At 67.7% G+C, this 17,360-nt stretch carries 16 protein-coding genes and 1 riboswitch; of the genes, 12 read left to right on the plus strand and 4 right to left on the minus strand.

All coding sequences use genetic code 11. The features are described from left to right. Window positions 1-5: 5 nt before the first annotated feature. Window positions 6-101, plus strand: a riboswitch (glycine riboswitch). A gap of 163 nt (window positions 102-264) precedes the next feature. The 9 genes from gcvP (at window position 265) to NV1_RS22460 (ending at window position 10,944) form a co-directional block, all read left to right on the plus strand. Beyond that, window positions 265-3,096: an aminomethyl-transferring glycine dehydrogenase gene (gene gcvP / locus NV1_RS22425; RefSeq protein ID WP_067894459.1), complete on the plus strand. Its 2,832-nt coding sequence runs from the start codon at window positions 265-267 to the stop codon at window positions 3,094-3,096. 270 nt (window positions 3,097-3,366) lie between these two features. Next, complete coding sequence (locus tag NV1_RS22430; protein ID WP_067894462.1) at window positions 3,367-3,891, plus strand: MSMEG_0572/Sll0783 family nitrogen starvation response protein; 525 nt, start codon at window positions 3,367-3,369, stop codon at window positions 3,889-3,891. 30 nt (window positions 3,892-3,921) lie between these two features. Next, window positions 3,922-4,818, plus strand: coding sequence for a carbon-nitrogen hydrolase family protein (locus NV1_RS22435; RefSeq protein ID WP_067894464.1), 897 nt, complete (start codon window positions 3,922-3,924; stop codon window positions 4,816-4,818). Beyond that, window positions 4,811-6,094 carry an MSMEG_0569 family flavin-dependent oxidoreductase gene (locus NV1_RS22440; protein ID WP_067894466.1) on the plus strand — a complete coding sequence of 428 codons (1,284 nt, stop codon included), beginning with the start codon at window positions 4,811-4,813 and terminating at the stop codon, window positions 6,092-6,094. The genes NV1_RS22435 and NV1_RS22440 overlap by 8 nt, the downstream gene beginning before the upstream one ends. Beyond that, window positions 6,091-7,149 carry an MSMEG_0568 family radical SAM protein gene (locus tag NV1_RS22445; protein WP_067894468.1) on the plus strand — a complete coding sequence of 353 codons (1,059 nt, stop codon included), beginning with the start codon at window positions 6,091-6,093 and terminating at the stop codon, window positions 7,147-7,149. The genes NV1_RS22440 and NV1_RS22445 overlap by 4 nt, the downstream gene beginning before the upstream one ends. A gap of 2 nt (window positions 7,150-7,151) precedes the next feature. After that, window positions 7,152-8,594 (plus strand): MSMEG_0567/sll0787 family protein, encoded by a 1,443-nt coding sequence (locus NV1_RS22450; protein WP_067894470.1) that lies wholly within the window; start codon window positions 7,152-7,154, stop codon window positions 8,592-8,594. Between the two features lie 91 nt (window positions 8,595-8,685). Continuing rightward, on the plus strand, window positions 8,686-8,937 hold the full coding sequence (locus NV1_RS43745) for a hypothetical protein (RefSeq protein WP_157117236.1): 252 nt from the start codon (window positions 8,686-8,688) through the stop codon (window positions 8,935-8,937). Further along, window positions 8,934-9,782, plus strand: coding sequence for a carbon-nitrogen hydrolase family protein (locus NV1_RS22455; protein ID WP_067894473.1), 849 nt, complete (start codon window positions 8,934-8,936; stop codon window positions 9,780-9,782). The genes NV1_RS43745 and NV1_RS22455 overlap by 4 nt, the downstream gene beginning before the upstream one ends. A 31-nt stretch (window positions 9,783-9,813) precedes the next feature. Then, entirely contained in the window at window positions 9,814-10,944 is a 1,131-nt protein-coding gene (locus tag NV1_RS22460) for an MSMEG_0565 family glycosyltransferase (RefSeq protein WP_067894475.1), read from the plus strand. 88 nt (window positions 10,945-11,032) lie between these two features. Here NV1_RS22460 and NV1_RS22465 read toward each other — a convergent pair whose 3' ends face one another. From NV1_RS22465 to NV1_RS46435, 4 genes are all read right to left on the minus strand, one after another. Then, window positions 11,033-12,700: a VWA domain-containing protein gene (locus tag NV1_RS22465; protein ID WP_067894477.1), complete on the minus strand. Its 1,668-nt coding sequence runs from the start codon at window positions 12,698-12,700 to the stop codon at window positions 11,033-11,035. A gap of 112 nt (window positions 12,701-12,812) precedes the next feature. Continuing rightward, window positions 12,813-13,073 carry a WhiB family transcriptional regulator gene (locus NV1_RS22470; RefSeq protein WP_067894479.1) on the minus strand — a complete coding sequence of 87 codons (261 nt, stop codon included), beginning with the start codon at window positions 13,071-13,073 and terminating at the stop codon, window positions 12,813-12,815. Beyond that, complete coding sequence (locus NV1_RS22475; RefSeq protein WP_067894779.1) at window positions 13,070-13,660, minus strand: HNH endonuclease; 591 nt, start codon at window positions 13,658-13,660, stop codon at window positions 13,070-13,072. The genes NV1_RS22470 and NV1_RS22475 overlap by 4 nt, the downstream gene beginning before the upstream one ends. A 58-nt stretch (window positions 13,661-13,718) precedes the next feature. After that, window positions 13,719-13,841: a hypothetical protein gene (locus NV1_RS46435; protein WP_281181870.1), complete on the minus strand. Its 123-nt coding sequence runs from the start codon at window positions 13,839-13,841 to the stop codon at window positions 13,719-13,721. A 419-nt stretch (window positions 13,842-14,260) separates the two neighbouring features. On the opposite strand from NV1_RS46435, the gene NV1_RS22480 reads away from it, so the two are divergent. From NV1_RS22480 to NV1_RS22490, 3 genes are all read left to right on the plus strand, one after another. Further along, window positions 14,261-15,568: a lipase family protein gene (locus NV1_RS22480; protein WP_245713860.1), complete on the plus strand. Its 1,308-nt coding sequence runs from the start codon at window positions 14,261-14,263 to the stop codon at window positions 15,566-15,568. Window positions 15,569-15,791: 223 nt separating this feature from the next. Further along, window positions 15,792-16,988 carry an inorganic phosphate transporter gene (locus NV1_RS22485; protein ID WP_067894481.1) on the plus strand — a complete coding sequence of 399 codons (1,197 nt, stop codon included), beginning with the start codon at window positions 15,792-15,794 and terminating at the stop codon, window positions 16,986-16,988. An 11-nt stretch (window positions 16,989-16,999) separates the two neighbouring features. Further along, entirely contained in the window at window positions 17,000-17,296 is a 297-nt protein-coding gene (locus tag NV1_RS22490) for a hypothetical protein (RefSeq protein WP_067894484.1), read from the plus strand. Window positions 17,297-17,360 lie beyond the last annotated feature (64 nt).

Raw genomic sequence — 17,360 nt, forward strand, 5'->3', positions numbered from 1 at the left:
TGCGCCAATGCCGTGCGGGAGAGTTCCGGGTACCGTCCCGGGCGCCGAAGGAGCAGCACCTCCCCGTCAATCTCTCAGGCACAAGGGACCGTGCGGGCAGTGGGCGCCTCTGGAAAGAGTTGGCCGCACACAATGCGGACCAGCCGCCCATGGGGAAAAGGTCCGCCGCGTGCGTGCCCCGAATCTCTCAGGCGCCACGACAGAGGGGGAGGGCCCGACGTTGTCGACCTGCTCGTCGACGCCGCCCGACCCCTGGGAGTTACCGTGACCCGTCCCTTCGCCGACCGTCATATCGGTCCCGATCCCGCCGCCCTCGCCGAGATCCTCGACGTCGTCGGCGTGCGTTCGCTCGACGATCTGGCCGGGCGCGCCGTTCCCGCCGCGATCATCGACCAGGCCGCCGACACCGGTCTCGGTGTGCTGCCCCCGGCCGCGTCCGAGCACGAGGTGCTCGCCGAACTCGCCGAACTCGCGCACACCAACACCGTCGCGACCTCGATGATCGGGCTCGGCTATTACGACACGCTGACCCCGCCGGTGCTGGTTCGCAACCTGATCGAGAATCCGGCCTGGTACACCGCCTATACGCCGTACCAGCCCGAGATCAGCCAGGGACGGCTCGAAGCGCTGCTGAACTTCCAGACCATGGTCTCGGACCTGACCGGCATGGAGGTGGCGAACGCGTCCATGCTCGACGAGGCGACCGCCGCCGCCGAGGCGATGACGTTGCTGCGCAGGGCAAATCGGGCGAACAAGTCCGTGCGGTTGCTGATCGACGCCGATCTGTTTCCGCAGACTCGCACCGTGTTGTACACCCGCGCCGAACCGCTGGGGATCGAGATCGTCGAGGCGGATCTGAGCAGTGACATGCCCATGAGCCCGCCCCGGTTGCCGGAAGGTGAATTCTTCGGTGTGCTGGTGCAGACGCCCGGTGCGTCCGGTCGCATCGTGGACTGGACCGCGCTGATCGCGGCCGCGCACGAACGGGGTGCGCTGGTGGCCGCCGGCGCTGACCTGCTCGCGCTGACGTTGATCACGCCGCCGGGGGAGCAGGGCGCGGACGTATGTTTCGGCACCACACAACGTTTCGGTGTGCCGCTCGGATTCGGCGGGCCGCACGCCGGCTATCTCGCGGTGCGCACCGCCCACGCGCGCCAGCTGCCGGGCCGCCTGGTCGGGGTGTCCGTCGACGCGGACGGCAGCACCGCCTACCGGCTCGCGCTGCAAACCCGTGAGCAGCACATTCGCCGGGAGAAGGCTACCTCGAACATCTGTACCGCACAGGTGCTGCTGGCGATCGTGGCGGCCATGTACGCCTCCTATCACGGAGCCGACGGATTGCGCGCGATCGCGCGGCGGGTGCATCGGTACGCCGAGGAGCTGGCCACCGGACTCGGGGAAGCCGTTGTGCACGAACGGTTCTTCGACACCGTGCTGGTGCGGGTGCCCGGCGGCGCGGAGGCCGTGGTCGGTAAGGCGCAGGGCCGCGGCGTGAATCTGCGCCTGGTCGACGCGGACCACGTCTCGGTGGCGTGCGATGAGGCGACCACCGCCGAACTTGTCGGTATCGTGCTCGAATCCTTCGGTGCGACAGCGGATTCGGACCGTGCGCCGCTACCCGGTATCGAGGACCGCCAGTCGGAGTATCTGACGCATCCGGCCTTCACGCGGTATCACACCGAGACCGCGATGCTGCGCTATCTGCGGCAGCTTTCGGACAAGGATATCGCGTTGGACCGCAGCATGATTCCGCTCGGATCGTGCACCATGAAGCTCAATGCGGCCGCGGAGATGGAACCGATCACCTGGCCGGGATTCGCCCGCCTGCACCCGTACGCCCCCGTCCAGGACGTGCCCGGCATCCTGCGGGTGATCGAGGATCTGGAGGCATGGCTCGCGGCCATCACCGGATACGACCGGGTCAGCCTGCAGCCCAATGCGGGAAGTCAGGGCGAATACGCCGGGCTGCTGGCGATTCGGCGCTATCACCTCGATCGCGGTGACACCCGGCGCGACACCTGCCTCATCCCGTCCAGTGCGCACGGCACCAATGCCGCGTCGGCGGCGATGGCCGGGCTGCGCGTGGAGGTGGTGAAGTGCCGCGAGAACGGCGATGTCGACCTGGATGATCTGCGCGCCAAGATCGCCGACCACGCCGATCGGCTGGCCTGCATCATGATCACCTATCCGTCCACGCACGGAGTGTACGAGCACGAGGTCGCGCAGCTGTGTGCCCTGGTGCACGATGCGGGCGGTCAGGTGTACGTCGACGGGGCGAACCTGAACGCTCTTGTCGGACTTGCCCGTCCGGGCCGGTTCGGCGGTGACGTCTCACACCTGAATCTGCACAAGACGTTCTGCATTCCGCACGGTGGCGGCGGTCCGGGCGTCGGCCCGGTGGCGGTGCGCGAACATCTGGCGAAGTATCTGCCGGGCGATCCGCTCGAAACGGGCTCGCACGCGGTGTCCGCCGCCCGGTACGGCTCGGCATCGATTCTGCCGATCACCTGGTCCTATATCCGCATGATGGGTGCGGACGGGCTGCGCCGCGCCACGCTGACCGCCATCGCCTCGGCGAATTACCTTGCGCAACGGCTGGATTCGCATTTCCCGGTGCTGTACACGGGCGCGGACGGCGTCGTGGCGCACGAATGCATCCTGGATCTGCGCGAGATCACCAAGCGCACCGGAGTCACCGTGGACGATGTGGCGAAACGTCTGGCGGACTTCGGTTTTCACGCGCCGACGATGAGTTTCCCGGTCGCGGGCACGCTGATGGTCGAGCCCACCGAGAGTGAGAATCTCGAGGAGCTCGACGCCTTCGTCGATGCGATGATCGCCATCAAGGGCGAGATCGACCAGGTCGCCGCGGGCGTCTGGCCCGTCGCGGACAGTCCGCTGCGCGGCGCGCCGCACACCGCCGCCTGCCTGGTGGGCGAATGGACCCATCCCTACAGCCGCGAAACCGCGGTCTACCCACAGGGGCTCGGCGCGGCCCGCGCCAAGATCTGGCCCTCGGTCCGGCGCATCGACGGCGCCTACGGCGACCGCAACCTGGTCTGCGCCTGTCCGCCTCCGGACGCCTACACCGACTGACCGGCAAGGGCTCTGCGATCCGATCCCGAGCGGCGGCGGCACCGCAGCTCGGTCGGAAAAGCTTCGGGCGCACAATGTTACGGAATTCGGCCGGGCATTTATTCCATCGGTAACCATTGCGCAATACGTCGAGCGTGAAATCTAACTGTAGCCGGAAAAGCTACAGCTTCGGATCGTTCCGCGATCCGGCTTCGTCTTCGCAACGACGCGCGGTCCGATATCACTCGACGGTAATCGTACTGCCGTTCGCCACCATTCCGGGAGTGCCCCATGTCCGTATTCGACGCTACCATCACCGAGAATATCGAGAAGTCCCTCGCCGAGATTCCACACCCGTCTCTGCCTGCCGGTTCGAATCTGTACGGCGGCACCAAGATATTCCCCGACTACCAGGCCGAGAACGGGGAGAGCTACTTCACCCTGGTCCACGGCATAGCCCACGAATCCTCCGTGGCGTTCGTGGCGGTTCTGCAGGCGACGCGTGCGCTGCGGAAGGGCTTCGAGTCGGCGATCTACTTCTACGGGCCGGGCGCGCTGAACTGCCTTGCCACTCGCGGATTCCCGAAGACGGGTGATTCCGGATTCCCTGGTGAGCAGAATATCAACGACGCGCTGGCGACATTCATCGGCGAGGGCGGCACGGTGTTCTGCTGCCGCTTCGGCCTGGCTCTGCACGGTGCCCGCGAAGAGGATCTGATCACCGGTGTCATCCCGGCACACCCGCTGGATGTACAGGATGCGGTCATCCACTACGCGCGCAAGGGCGCGATCATCAATTCCACCTACATGGTGTGATCCGGCACGTCATCGGTAACGAGGTACACCATGGTCACCATCGGATCGGTTGCCGCCAACTTCACCCGCGACCTGGAACAGAATTTCGCCACCATCGCCGATTTCGTCGCACAGGCCGAGCGGCGCGAGGTGGACTTCCTGGTCTTTCCCGAGGCCGCCATCGGCGGCTACCTGTCCAGCCTGGGCAATCACGGCGACACCGTGAAAACCACGACACGCTCGCTGCCACCGGCGATCCGGCTCGACGGCCCGGAATTGGCGCGGGTGCGAGCCATCGCCGGTGACATGATCCTCGCGATCGGTTTCTGTGAACTCGGCGACGACGGTGAAACCCGGTACAACGCGGCGGTGTTGCTGGATGGGGAAAGGATCTACGGCAGCTACCGCAAGGTGCACCAGCCGCTGGGCGAGAACATGTCCTATTCGGCCGGTGACGGCTACGGCATCTTCGATACACCGGTCGGGCGAATCGGCTTGCAGATCTGTTACGACAAGGCGTTTCCCGAGGCCGCGCGGATGATGGCGCTGGGCGGTGCGGAGATCATCGCCAGTCTGTCGGCCTGGCCGGCGGCACGGACCGCGACCGCGGAGAATCTGCAGGACGACCGGTGGACCTACCGGTTCAATCTGTTCGATACCGCTCGGGCACTGGACAATCAGGTGTTCTGGGTGGCGTCGAACCAGTCGGGCACCTTCGGTTCGTTGCGGTACGTGGGCAATGCGAAGATCGTCGACCCGGGTGGCAATGTCCTGGCCACCACCGCCCTCGACAGCGGGCTGGCGGTCGCCGAGGTCGATGTCGAGGGCACGTTCACGACCATGCGCGCGGGCATGTTCCACCTGCGGGACCGCAGGCCGGACGTGTACGGGCCACTGGTCGCCGCCGACACCGCGGCCGCTCCCTGGCGGGAGGTGGCACATGCCTGAGACGTTCGTCCCGGTCGTTGTGGTGGGCGCCGGGCAGGCCGGGCTGTCGGTCAGCTGGTATCTGGGCCGGGCCGGGATCGAGCATCTGGTGGTCGAGTCCGGGACGCCGATGCACGCCTGGGCCGACACGCGCTGGGACAACTTCACACTCGTCACGCCGAACTGGCACTGCCGGCTCCCCGGCTACGTCTACGAGGGGCGCGACCCGGACGGGTTCATGACCCGGGACGAGGTCGTGGACTGGCTTGCCGGATGGCTCGGCACGTTCGACCCGCCGCTGCGCATGCACACGAAGGTCAGTCGATTATGCCGTACCGCAGCGGGTTTCGAGCTCACTCTCGAGTCGGCGGGCGGAATCGAGACGCTCCGCTGCGCGCAGGTGGTCGTGGCGACCGGCGGATATCCGCTGCCGATCCTGCCGTCCTTCGCCGCCGCGCTCGATCCCATGGTCGCGCAGATACATTCGGAGCAGTATCGCAATCCGGAGCAATTGCCCGACGGGGCCGTGCTCGTGGTCGGCACCGGACAGTCCGGTGCGCAGATCGCCGAGGATCTGCACTTGGCGGGCCGGTCGGTTCACCTCGCCGTCGGCAGCGCACCGCGGGTGGCCCGCTTCTACCGTGGCCGCGACTGCATGACCTGGCTCGCCGACATGGGCGTGTACGACACGCCCGCCCAGCAATATCCGGGCGGTACGGCGGCGCGAGAGAAGACCAACCACTACGTCACCGGCCGCGACGGCGGCCGGGACGTGGATCTGCGCCGCTTCGCCGCCGAGGGAATGGCGTTGTACGGCACGCTGATCGGCGGCAAGGACGCCGAACTGCACTTCGCGCCCACTCTGACCGCGGCACTCGATCAGGCCGACTCGGTGTACAACTCGATCTGTTCGGATATCGACCGTTACATCCAGGAAGCCGGGATCGATGCGCCCCCGCCTTCCCGCTATGCCCCGGTCTGGGCCCCCGATGCGGATCCGACGGAACTCGACCTCACCGCGGCCGGTGTGCGAAGCATCGTGTGGGCCATCGGTTATCGGCCCGACTACCGCTGGATCGAGGCGAGCGCGTTCGACGGCGGTGGCCGTCCGATGCAGACTCGGGGCGTCACCGAGGTACCCGGGTTGAGCTTCATCGGTCTGCCCTGGATGCACACCTGGGGTTCGGGACGTTTCCTGGGCATCGACCGGGACGCGAAACACGTCGCCGACACCGTCGCCGCCCTGTCCTCGGCGATGGCGCCGGATGTTCTGTCCGAGAACGGAGTTCGATCATGAGCTTGCCTCCGACCCGAGTGGATCTGACGCTCGTCGGAATTCGCGGCACGCCACCGGTGCACCGCACCGGTGGTGCCGGGCCCAGTGACGACGGTCATCTGCTCATCGACGGCCTGCCCGCCGCGGTGCCGCGAAATCCCAACAGCCCGTATGTATTCGACGGAGACAGGGTGCTGTACGACGGCACCGACACCGGCGTCGAGATCACGGCCGTGAGCCGGCCCCGGTTCTACGATCTGGTCACGGCCGCCGGCGTGCCCTACGAGAAGATCGCGAAGCTGCACGGCCGAGGCGTACTGGCGACCACCGTGGTGCAGACCTGTATCCGATACCGGGAGGATCGGCGTTGCCGATTCTGCTCCATCGAGGCATCGCTGCGTGCCGGAGCCACCACCGCGGTGAAGCAGCCCGCCGAACTCGCCGAAGTCGCCCGTGCGGCAGTCGATCTGGACGGCGTCACCCAGATGGTCATGACCACCGGCACCTCGGCGGGTCCCGATCGTGGGGCTCGCCATCTGGTCCGATGCGTGCGTGCGGTGAAGGAGGCGGTTCCGGATCTGCCGATTCAGGTGCAGTGCGAGCCGCCCGCGGATCTGTCGGTCCTGGCCGACCTGCGTGCGGCGGGGGCCGACGCCATCGGCATCCACGTCGAGTCGCTCGACGACGCGGTGCGGCGGCGCTGGATGCCGGGCAAGGCAACCGTGCCACTGACCGAATATCGCCGAGCCTGGAACGAGGCGGTACGGGTGTTCGGGCGTAACCGGGTGTCGACCTACCTGCTGGTCGGCCTCGGCGAGGATCCGGACGAATTGATCTCCGGGGCAATCGAATTGGCGACGGCAGGGGTATATCCGTTCGTGGTGCCGTTCCGGCCGCACGCGGGCACCCTGGCTGTGGACGTGGACCGGGCGACCGCGCCTGATCCACCGGTGCTGGAACGGGTGACTCGAGCGGTCGCGGACCACCTGCTGCGAATCGGAATGCGCGGAGCCGCACAGCAGGCGGGCTGCGCGGCCTGCGGAGCGTGCGGTCTGCTCCGAGTGATGGGAGCCTGACCATGCTGGACGGCGCCTCGCATACGCCTGCCGCGGCGGCTGCCTCGGCCCTGTCGATTCTGGCGGGGGAGCCGCGTGCGCGGCGGCCCGAATTCCACGTCACCGTGGCGGACGTCCGGGCCCGGCGAGACCATCTGCGCCAGCGTCACCGCGAATTCGTCGAGCGGCAACAGCTTTTCGTCCGATCGGACCTCGACGAGTTCGATGCCGATCCGCGGACGACCACTCTCGTCGCGATGACACCGGAGGGGGTGGTGCTGGGCGGCGTGCGGTTGGTGTCGCACCGCGATCCGGCCACCGGCGCGGATATCGGCTGGTGGTCGGGCAGCAGGCTCGCTGTCGCGGACACCTGCCACTCCCGCGGAGTCGGCGCGGCGCTCGTTCGCGCGGCGTGCGCACATGTCGAGTCGGCCGGCGCACTGCGTTTCGACGCTACTGTCCAGGACCGCCACGCGGCCCTGTTCCGGCATCTGGGCTGGGAGGACACCGGTCCCGGGCCGGTCGTCGGCGGTCGCGCACACCGCCGGATGCGGTGGCCGGTGGGATCGGTGCAACGCGCCGTCGAGGCCACCAAGGCTCCGCTGGGCGCGCTGCTCAGACCATTCCTGCGGCAGGCCCACGGACTGGGCGCCGCGGGCTTCCGGGGCGATGACGGTGCTCCCGTGCCGGATACGGAGGTGATCGCGGCATGCGATGCGATTCTGCCGTCGATGGTCGAGCGGGATCCGGAGTGGGCCGGTTGGTGCTCGGTGCTGGTGAACGTCAACGATCTCACGGCGATGGGCGCGCGGCCGCTCGGGCTGCTCGATGCGCTCGCCGCACCCACCGCGTCACAGCTGGATCGGATCGTGCGCGGCCTGGCGGCAGCCGCCGATGCCTGGGGTGTGCCGGTGCTGGGCGGTCATACCCAACTCGGCGTTCCCGCTGCCCTCGCGGTCACTGCGCTGGGCGTCACGCCCACACCGGTTCGCGCGGGCGGCGGCGCGATCGGCGACAAGGTCTCCCTGATCGCCGACCTCGGCGGCGACTGGCGGCCCGGATACCGAGACCGGCAGTGGGACAGCACGAGTCGGCGCAGCGCGACCGAGCTGCGTGGTATGGCGGAGGTGGTCGCGCGGCTGCGTCCGGCAGCGGCGAAGGATGTCAGTATGGCGGGTCTGGCCGGAACACTGGGCATGCTCGCCGAGGCGTCCGGAACCGGAGCCGAACTGGATATCGCGGCCGTGCCCCGGCCCGCCGGGGCGTCGATGGGCGCGTGGCTGGGCTGTTTCCCCGGCTTCGCCATGCTCGTCGCCGATCCCGAGCCCGTGCACACGGTCCCCGCGCCGCTGACCGCCGCGCCGTGCGGACGGTTGACGGCAGAGCCGGGGGTGAGGTTCCGTTGGCCGGACGGAACGATCACAGTGGCATTCGGCTCCGGCGTGACCGGACTCGGAGCCGCCTGACACCTGGGATGCACGACCGGTCGGCCGACGCCGCTGGCCGATGGATGCTGCCGGACGCAGCGCGCTGCGGGACAGTGGATGCTGCTGGGCGGTGGGCGCTTCGGGACGGTGGGTGCTACTGGACAGTGATGCTGCTGGGTGGTGGATGCTGCTGGATCGTGGGCGCTACGGGACGGTGGGCACTACTGGACAGTGGATGCTGCTGGGTGGTGGACGCTACTGGACCGTGGGCGCTCCCGGGTGGTGGACGCTACTGGACAGTGATGCTGCCGGCTGGTGGACGCTGCCGGACGGTGGACGTTGCCCGACGATAAACGCTGCCGGACAAGGAGTGCGGATATGACGATGGTGACACTGGGCGCGGTCGCGGGCCACTTCGGTCGCGATCTGGAGCGAGGGCTGGACAAGGCGCTCGGGCTGATCGACGCCGCGGTGCGTGACGGCGTCGATCTGCTGGTGTTCCCCGACGCGGCGCTCGGCGGATATATCGGCGATCTCCGCAGTCCGGCGCTGGACGACCTGCCACCGGCGCTCGATCCGAACAGCCCGCAGATCGCCGCCCTGATCGCGGCGGCCGGTCCGGTCACGGTATGCGTCGGATATGCCGAAGCGGCGGGCGATCTGCGGTACAACACCGCGGTGTGCCTGTCCGGCGACGGCGTTCTGGGCACCCATCGCAAGGTCCACCAGCCTGACGGTGAACATCTGGCCTATGCGGCGGGAGACGCCTTCGGCGCATTCGACACCCCGGTCGGGCGGCTCGGGATGCTGATCGACTACGACAAGACGTTTCCGGAATCGGCGCGGTCGCTCGCCCTCGACGGCGCTACCGTCATCGCGGCGCTGTCGGCATGGCCGGCCAGCGTCACCGACCGCGCGGCCCGGCTGCCCGCAGACCGCCAGTCCCGGTTGTTCGACCTGTACGACTGCGCCCGAGCCGCCGAGAACCAGGTCTTCGTGGTGTCCTCGAATCAGACCGGAGTGCAGGGGGAGTTGCGGTTCCTCGGTCAGGCGAAGGTCGTCGGACCGGGTGGCGACATCCTGGCCACGACCAGATCCAAGGGCGGGCTGGCCGTGGTGACCGTCGACGTCGAAGCCGAGATCGCCCGGGCCCGGCGGGTGCTCGATCACCTCGCGGAGCGCCGGACCGATGCCTATTTGATCGAATCACCCTCCCGTACAAGGTGATTCACTGCTGTGAGCCCGGAGGAGGCGTGCTGTGCGGGTAGCCCTGCTGACCTATTCGACCAAGCCTCGCGGCGGTGTGGTGCACACCTTGAACCTGGCAGAGGCGCTGAGCGATCTCGGTGTGGAGGTGACGGTTTGGTCGCTGGCGCGCGGCGGCGACCAGGGGTTCTTCCGGGTGGTCGACGACCGGGTGCGATTGCGGCTGGTGCCGTTCCCGGATGTGCCGGGTGAACAGGTCGCGAACCGGATCGTCCGATCCATCGACGTTCTGCGGGCGAATTTCGCCGCCGCCGAGTACGACGTGGTGCACGCGCAGGACTGCATCAGCGCGAACGCGGTCGGCCCCTGTGTGCGCACCATCCACCATCTCGACCACTTCACCACCCCGGTGCTGGCGCAGTGTCACGAGCAGGCGATCGTCAGGCCGTACGCGCGGATCTGCGTATCGCGGGCGGTTGCGCGGGAGGTGCGGGCCGGATGGGGATTCGAGCCTACCGTGATTCCGAACGGCGTACTGGCCGAGCGGTTCTCCGCCGCCGCAGCCTCGACGCCGCAGGCGACCGCGGCCCGGCAGCGGTGGCGTGATCGGCTGGGCCCCTACATCCTCGCCGTCGGCGGGATCGAACCCCGCAAGGGCAGTATCGATCTGCTCGAGGCATACCGGCTGCTGTGCCGCCGCCGCGGGGACCTGTCCCTGGTCTTCGCCGGCGGTGAGACGCTGTTCGACTATCGCGACTATCGTGCCGAATTCGAGCGCCGCAGTGGCGAATTCGGCCTCGAGCCGGTGGTATTGGGCTCGGTCGCGGACGACGATCTGCCCGCGCTGGTCGCAGCGTGCGATGTCTTCGCCTTCCCGTCCGTGCGGGAGGGATTCGGCTTGGCCGCGATGGAGGCACTCGCCGCTCGCCGTCCCGTGGTGGCCCGCGACCTGCCGGTCCTGCGCGAGGTATTCGGCGATACCGTCGGTTACGCCGCGGACGCCGCCGACCTCGCGGACCGACTGGCAGACGCCCTGACCGCCGATTACGCCCGCGCCGCAAGCGGTTTCGCACTCGCCGCCGCGCACACCTGGGATGCCGCGGCCCGCGCGCATCTGGACTTCTACCGCACCCATGCGTTGCCGGCACGGCACGGGACCGCATCCGGACGAGGTCGCGGCTGACCCGACATACCTGGCGTTCCGGCGATGTGCGCGCTCGGTCGGCGATCATCGGCACCCCGCGGACATACCACGTATGCCGGTGGCCCGGTCACGGTGTGGTCAGGGCCTTGTTGACCGCGGTGCCGAAGGACAGGTCGTCGGAGGTGGTGACCTTCGTGTACGTGCCGCCGGTCTTCTGGGCGAGGGTTTGCAGGGTTGCCGCGCCCTGGCCGCCGATGACGATGACGTCGACGCGGACGTGGTGGGAGGTGTCGGCGGTGAGGTCGGAGATCAGCTGCTGTCCGGTGACCGAGGAATTGTCGTTGGGGCCGCCGGTGATCAGCAGTACGGAATTGGTTCGGCCCGCGGCGAATCCGCTCACCGCGCTCTTGTATGCCGCCTCCAGCGCCGGGTAGGCGCGGTCCGATTGGGAGCCGGTGGCAGAGATATTGCCCAGTGCCTGAGCCAATTCGGAACGATGCTGGTCGGTCAGCGGCGCGGTCTTGGAGACGATCCGATAGGGACTGCCACCGGAATCGCCCGCATAGGTCCACACGCCGACGCCGAAGTCGGCGGGCATGGTGTCCAGGGTCGACTCCACGGCTCCGATGGTGTTGTTCAGTCGCGTCATCGTGCCGTCGTTCGTGGCCATCGATGCGGAGGTGTCGATCAGGACCGTCGATTGCACACCGAGCACCGGGTTGGCCAGAACCGAATGAACCTGATCCAGAACGGATTTGGCGGGCACCTGTGCGGGTTGCGGTGGTGCGCCGCCGAATCCGGCGGCGGTGAACAGCTGTTGCTGCGCCGGAGCACGCAGATAATCGGCGAACATTCCGGCGACAACCTGCTGCGTCTGATCCACCCACGATCCGGTCAGCAGTGCGGCCGGAAAATCGGCGACCGGTGCGGACCCGCTGGGACGGTATTCGGCAAGGCCGCCATTGGCTTTCAGTTGCTGCTCGGTAACCGCGACAGCGTGGACGGGTGCGGCGGCGACATTGTTCGCGGAGGTCGCGACGGTGTTCATCGCGCTGGCGACGTCGGCGGACTGTGGTGCGTTCTGGGCCAGGCGGGAGATCGCCGAGATCACCTGCCCGGAATGCGCGGAATCGTCGGTCAGTGGATCCGAGCCCGAGACCGCGGCGCCGACGGCGGTGGCCGCGGCGAGGGTTCCGTCCCCACCCGGCAGAGCCATCCGCAGTCCGCCCCAGCTACCCAGGCCGAGTTTGCTCATCGAGCCCTGCTGTAACGTGGGCAGATCGGCCCAGGAGGTCTTGGCGGTGGTGAGGGCTTGGCGCAGCTGATCCGGCACCGCCAGCACGATGGGGCTGACCGCGACGGGTTCGGGAGTGCCCTCGATCACACCCGGAATGCGCATGGACTGCACCGAGCGTGAGGAGTCCGGGATCCACAGCGCGGGCGGTGCGCCCAATTTGGTGTCCCAGGTCTTGGCGGTGAATCCGGCGACCATGGCCGCCGAGGGCTGCGAGTTCACCGCGATGGTGACACAGTGATCGCGAACGTGGGGTTTGGTGGCGGTGAACCTGTCCGCGGCGCTGCGGACAGGCCCGGCGACGGCCGGATCGACGGTGACCGCCAGGGTCGCGGGGCCTTCGACGCATTCGGCGGCGGCATTGCGATTCTGGTCCGCGGAATGACGGCCGAGCCAGAACCAGCCGACGACCGCCACCGCGAATAACAGCACCGCTACCACGGAAATAACCAAACCTTTGCTGACGCCTCGTGTTCCGCCGATGCTGCGATGTGTACCCACGACGCTCAGTGTATGGTCACGCGATAAGTGCCGCTCCGCGCGCCCGAGCCTGGACCCGGCGGCCGGTGACGCAGGCCACAGCCCCGGCATCAGGTGACGCCGGGGCGGGTCCTCAATCCCGGATCATCCGGCCGCGATCGTACTCGTGACCACCCCAAACTCCCGACTGACCGGTGCGGGTGGCGAAGTCGCCGCAGGCGCGCCGGATCGGGCATCCGGCGCAGATGCCGCGTGCGTACGCGAAGTCCTGCGACGGGTAGGGGAACCAGGCGTCGTGGTTCGGGTCGCCCCGGCAGGCGGCGGCCTGCCAGTCCTTGGCGTCCGAGAGCGGGAACAGGTCGATCAGGGTCGGCTCCTGCACTGCGTTGGTCATAGCGGAACTCCTTGGGTGCGCTGTGTCATGTGGTGGTCGTCGGGTGGGGTGGTCGCGAGGCTCTTCCAGACCTGCCGCTGGGCGCGGGCCAGGTCGTTCGGCGCCTTGGGCTCCCACAGCAGTCGCATGCCCGCCTCGGTGGGCGTGCGATCGGCCTTGCGGGTGTTGCAGTCCGCGCACGCGGCGATCAGGTTGGACCAGGTGTTCGGGCCGCCCCGGCTGCGCGGGAGGATGTGGTCGACGGTCCGGGCCCATCCCGCGCAGTACCCGCACCGGTGCTCATCACGCCGCAGCACGCCCGCGAGCGTGGCGCGGCTCTCGTCGTGCACCAGGACCCGATGCCCGAGGTAGACGTAGCGACGCAGCCGAATCGTCTCCGGCAGCGCGATTTCCACGTGTTGCGAGCGGATCGGGAAGCGCGGCGCGCGCTCGACGACGATCTCCGCGGCGTCGCTGATCAGCAGCACCACGGCGCGGTCCGCGCCGACCTCGGTGAGTGCCTCGTAAGAGGCGTTGAGCACCAGCACTTCGGTGTGTATCCAGTTGTCCGAGTCGATGGCCGCGCGGGCGGCAGGGCGGAATGGCATGGGCGTCACCATGTTTCGTGAAAATGCGGAGTTCGGATCGGAATCGGGGAGTGGGCGGTCAGGCCGCGACCGGGAGGCGGCCGAACGCGATACCCTTGCGCGCATCACGCGACGGGCTGTTCGACAACCGTTCCCGGTACACGCAGATCTGCTGCGGGACATCGGTATTCATCGAAGGCATCGGCCACCTCCTTCCCGTATTCGCCGAAAGTCGCGCCCCGGCCGGGAACTGGCCGAGGCGGTTGTTACATCGTCCTCATGGTGACACAGCGTTACCGCCGCTGTCGGGTCATTTTTTTCCGCACACGCGACGGCTGTGTGCCGCAGATTCCAACATGGCGCGCGCCAGAACTATTCCCGCATACGATCTGGTCACGGTGTCGAGACACGCCGACTTCTCGGACCTGGGGAGCTATACGATCGGCTGCATAATTCGCGGCGGTGGCACGGGGTTGGAAGCTGGTGCCGCCGCCTTCGTTTCGGTACGCATGGATTGCGGGGTGGCTCGTGTGGGCTCGGTGTGTAGTCGTTCTGGCCGTCGTCGTCTCCTGCGGCGGTGTCGCCGCTGTCGGGCGGGCGCAGCCGCCCGATCCTCCTGCGTTGCCGACCATTCCGGTGCCGCACGGGCTCGGCATCACTGATCTGCAACAGTGGATCGATGCGGTGGTGCCGCGTCCGGAGCTCACCCAGTCGACCTCGGTTCCGAAGGCGTCCGCCCAAACCGGGACTTCCGGTGTCGCAACGGATCCGGCGGCCCTGCGCGCCGCGGTCCTGCCGTCGAACATCGGCGATCCGATGTTCGATGTGCGGCCGCCGGGCCTGGCGAGCCTGGCGCCCGGTGACGTCGTCGAGACGCGCGATGTCACCGCGATGGCCGCACCGCTGCTGACGGTGCCGGTACGCCAGGTACTACAGCTGAAATTCCGCACCACCGGTGCGCACGGCGAGCCCACCTTCGCGACGGCCTCGCTGGTGTTGCCCGCCACGGCGTGGACCGGCCCCGGTGATCGGCCGATGCTGGTGAACAATCTGGCGATCGATGGGCTCGGGCGGCAATGCACGCCGAGTTACACACTGGCGCACGGCTATTCGGCCAATACCAACAGCGCCGACTTCTTCCCGCCGCTGACGCAGCTGGCCGCGCTGCGCGGATACGCGGTGCTCATTCCCGATCACGAGGGCCCGGACATGGCCTATGCCGAACCGTACGTGGCCGGTCACGCGGTACTGGACGCCATTCGCGGTGTGCGCAAGTTGTTCCCGGGCGAACTCGGTTCGGGCCGGTTCGCGATGACGGGGTACTCCGGCGGCGCGATCGCGACGCGGGCCGCGGCGGTGCTGATGTCCGAGTACGCACCGGAATTGACGACATCGGCGGTCGGCGCCGCGGTCGGTGGCGTGCCCGCCGACTATCGCATGCTCTCGACCACGATGAACGCCAACCTCGCGACCGGCGTCTTCATGGCCGCGGTATTCGGTATCGGGCGTGAGCATTCCGAGGTTCTCGCCGCGATGAACAACCTGGCACAGCAGGTGACGACCTCATCGCTGAAGAACGTGTGCATGAATCTGATCGAGGTGCCGGGCGTGATCACACCACCGATCGATATCGCCGCCAACATCTCCGATCCGCTGCACAGTGCGGTGGCGCGGAAGGTGTTCGAGGCCACCGACGTCTCGGCGCGCAAATCGGCCATGCCGCTACTGGTGTACAACGGCGCTCAGGATTTCTGGATCCCGGCCGCGGGAGCCCGCGAACTGTACCGCCAGCAGTGCGCCTTGGGCGTGACCGCGATCTACCGCGACGTTCCCGGCGAACACTTCCTCGCGGGGGACACCGGCTGGCCGGGATTGATCAGCTGGCTGGATCAGCGTCTGCAGGCGGTGCCCGCACCGGACGAATGTTGAGCCGTCGCACGGTGTTCGGACGCCGCGTGGCGGTCCGGCCACCCCGCGAAGGTGTCGCCGAGGTGATGCGAATCACCGGTGAATGAACTCCGCGCGTCATGATGACGCATCACGTGACTTGCGGCACTCCGCTATACCACCGAAAGTGGATTATCAGCTGAACGTCAGGTGAACAGCTCGCCGTGTGGTGGTGAGTGGAGCTTGCCGGGACGAAACTGGTCGAGTGAGCGCAGAACTCATTGTCCTTCTCATAGTTATAGTCACGGCGTTGGCCTTCGATTTCACGAACGGCTTCCACGACACCGCGAACGCGATGGCGACCTCGATCGCCACGGGTGCGCTGGGGCCGCGTACGGCAGTGGCGATGTCCGGTGCGCTGAATTTGATCGGCGCGTTCCTCTCGGTGGAGGTGGCCAAGACAGTCTCATCCGGCCTGCTGCGGATCGACCATGTACACGGCATGGCGTTGCTACAGATCGTATTCGCCGGTCTCGTCGGTGGCATTCTGTGGAATCTGATCACCTGGCTGTTCGGCATCCCGTCCAGTTCCACGCACGCGCTGTTCGGCGGGCTGATCGGTTCCGCGATGGCCGCTCTCGGCGTGTCCGGGGTGATCTGGACCGGCAACGAGAAGACCGGCCTGATCAACAAGGTCGTCGTCCCGGCCCTCCTCGCCCCCATCGTCGCGGCGATCGTCGCCGGCCTCGGCACCTACATCGTCTACCGGCTGACCAAGACCTCGGACGCGGTCAAGGTGCGCAAGAGTTTCCGGATCGGCCAGATCGGTTCGGCCGCACTGGTTTCGCTGGCGCACGGCACCAACGACGCGCAGAAGACCATGGGCGTGATCTTCATGGCCCTGGTCGCGTACGGCTCGGCCGACAACAGCCAGGAGATCCCGCTGTGGGTGAAGATCTGCTGTGCGCTGGCCATCGCGCTGGGCACCTACCTGGGCGGCTGGCGGATCATCCGCACCCTGGGCAAGGGCCTGGTGGAGATCGACGCACCGCAGGGATTCGCGGCCGAGGCATCCTCGGCGGCGATCATCCTGACCTCGGCGCAGTTCGGTCTGCCGCTGTCCACCACGCACGCCGCGACCGGTTCCATCCTGGGCACCGGCCTGGGTAAGCCGGGTGCGGAGGTGCGCTGGGGTGTGCTCGGCCGGATGGGCGTCGCGTGGATCATCACCCTGCCACTGGCCGCGCTCGTCGGTGCGGTGTGCTGGGGTATCACCGATCTGGTCCCCGGACTGGGCGGTGTGGTGATCGACGCGGTGATCCTGATTGCCGCATCGACCTACATCTACCTGCGTTCGCGCAAGAACAAGGTCGACACCAGCAACGTCAACGAGGAGTGGGAGGGCGGGCTCACGCCGCCGTCCGAAGTCGCCTCCGCCGACAAAGTCACCACGGCCGCCTGAGGAGGGTTCCGATGCATACATTCGATGCCATTGCCACCTCGCTCGGCGAGGTGATGCTGATCGCGCTGATCCTCGGTGTCGGCATTCCGCTGATCTTCGCGGTTGGGGTGCGGTTCTGGTCCATGGAGACCGCCACCGTGAACGGTGCGCCGGCCGGGCGCAACACCGTCTTCCAGACGGTCGCGTACGTGTGCTTCGCGATCGTGATGATCGCGGTGCTGCTCGGAATCGTCTACGTCGCAAAGGATTTCATCAGCCACACCTTCGACGTCCAACTGTTCGGCGCGAAGCCACCGAAGAAGGGATGAGTGATCGCCGGGCGAGATCGACCTCGCTCGGCGTTCGATGAGTCTGTCGTTCCGTCCGGCCGGG

The sequence above is a fragment of the Nocardia vaccinii NBRC 15922 genome (genome assembly GCF_001613305.1).
Lineage (GTDB): Bacteria > Actinomycetota > Actinomycetes > Mycobacteriales > Mycobacteriaceae > Nocardia > Nocardia vaccinii.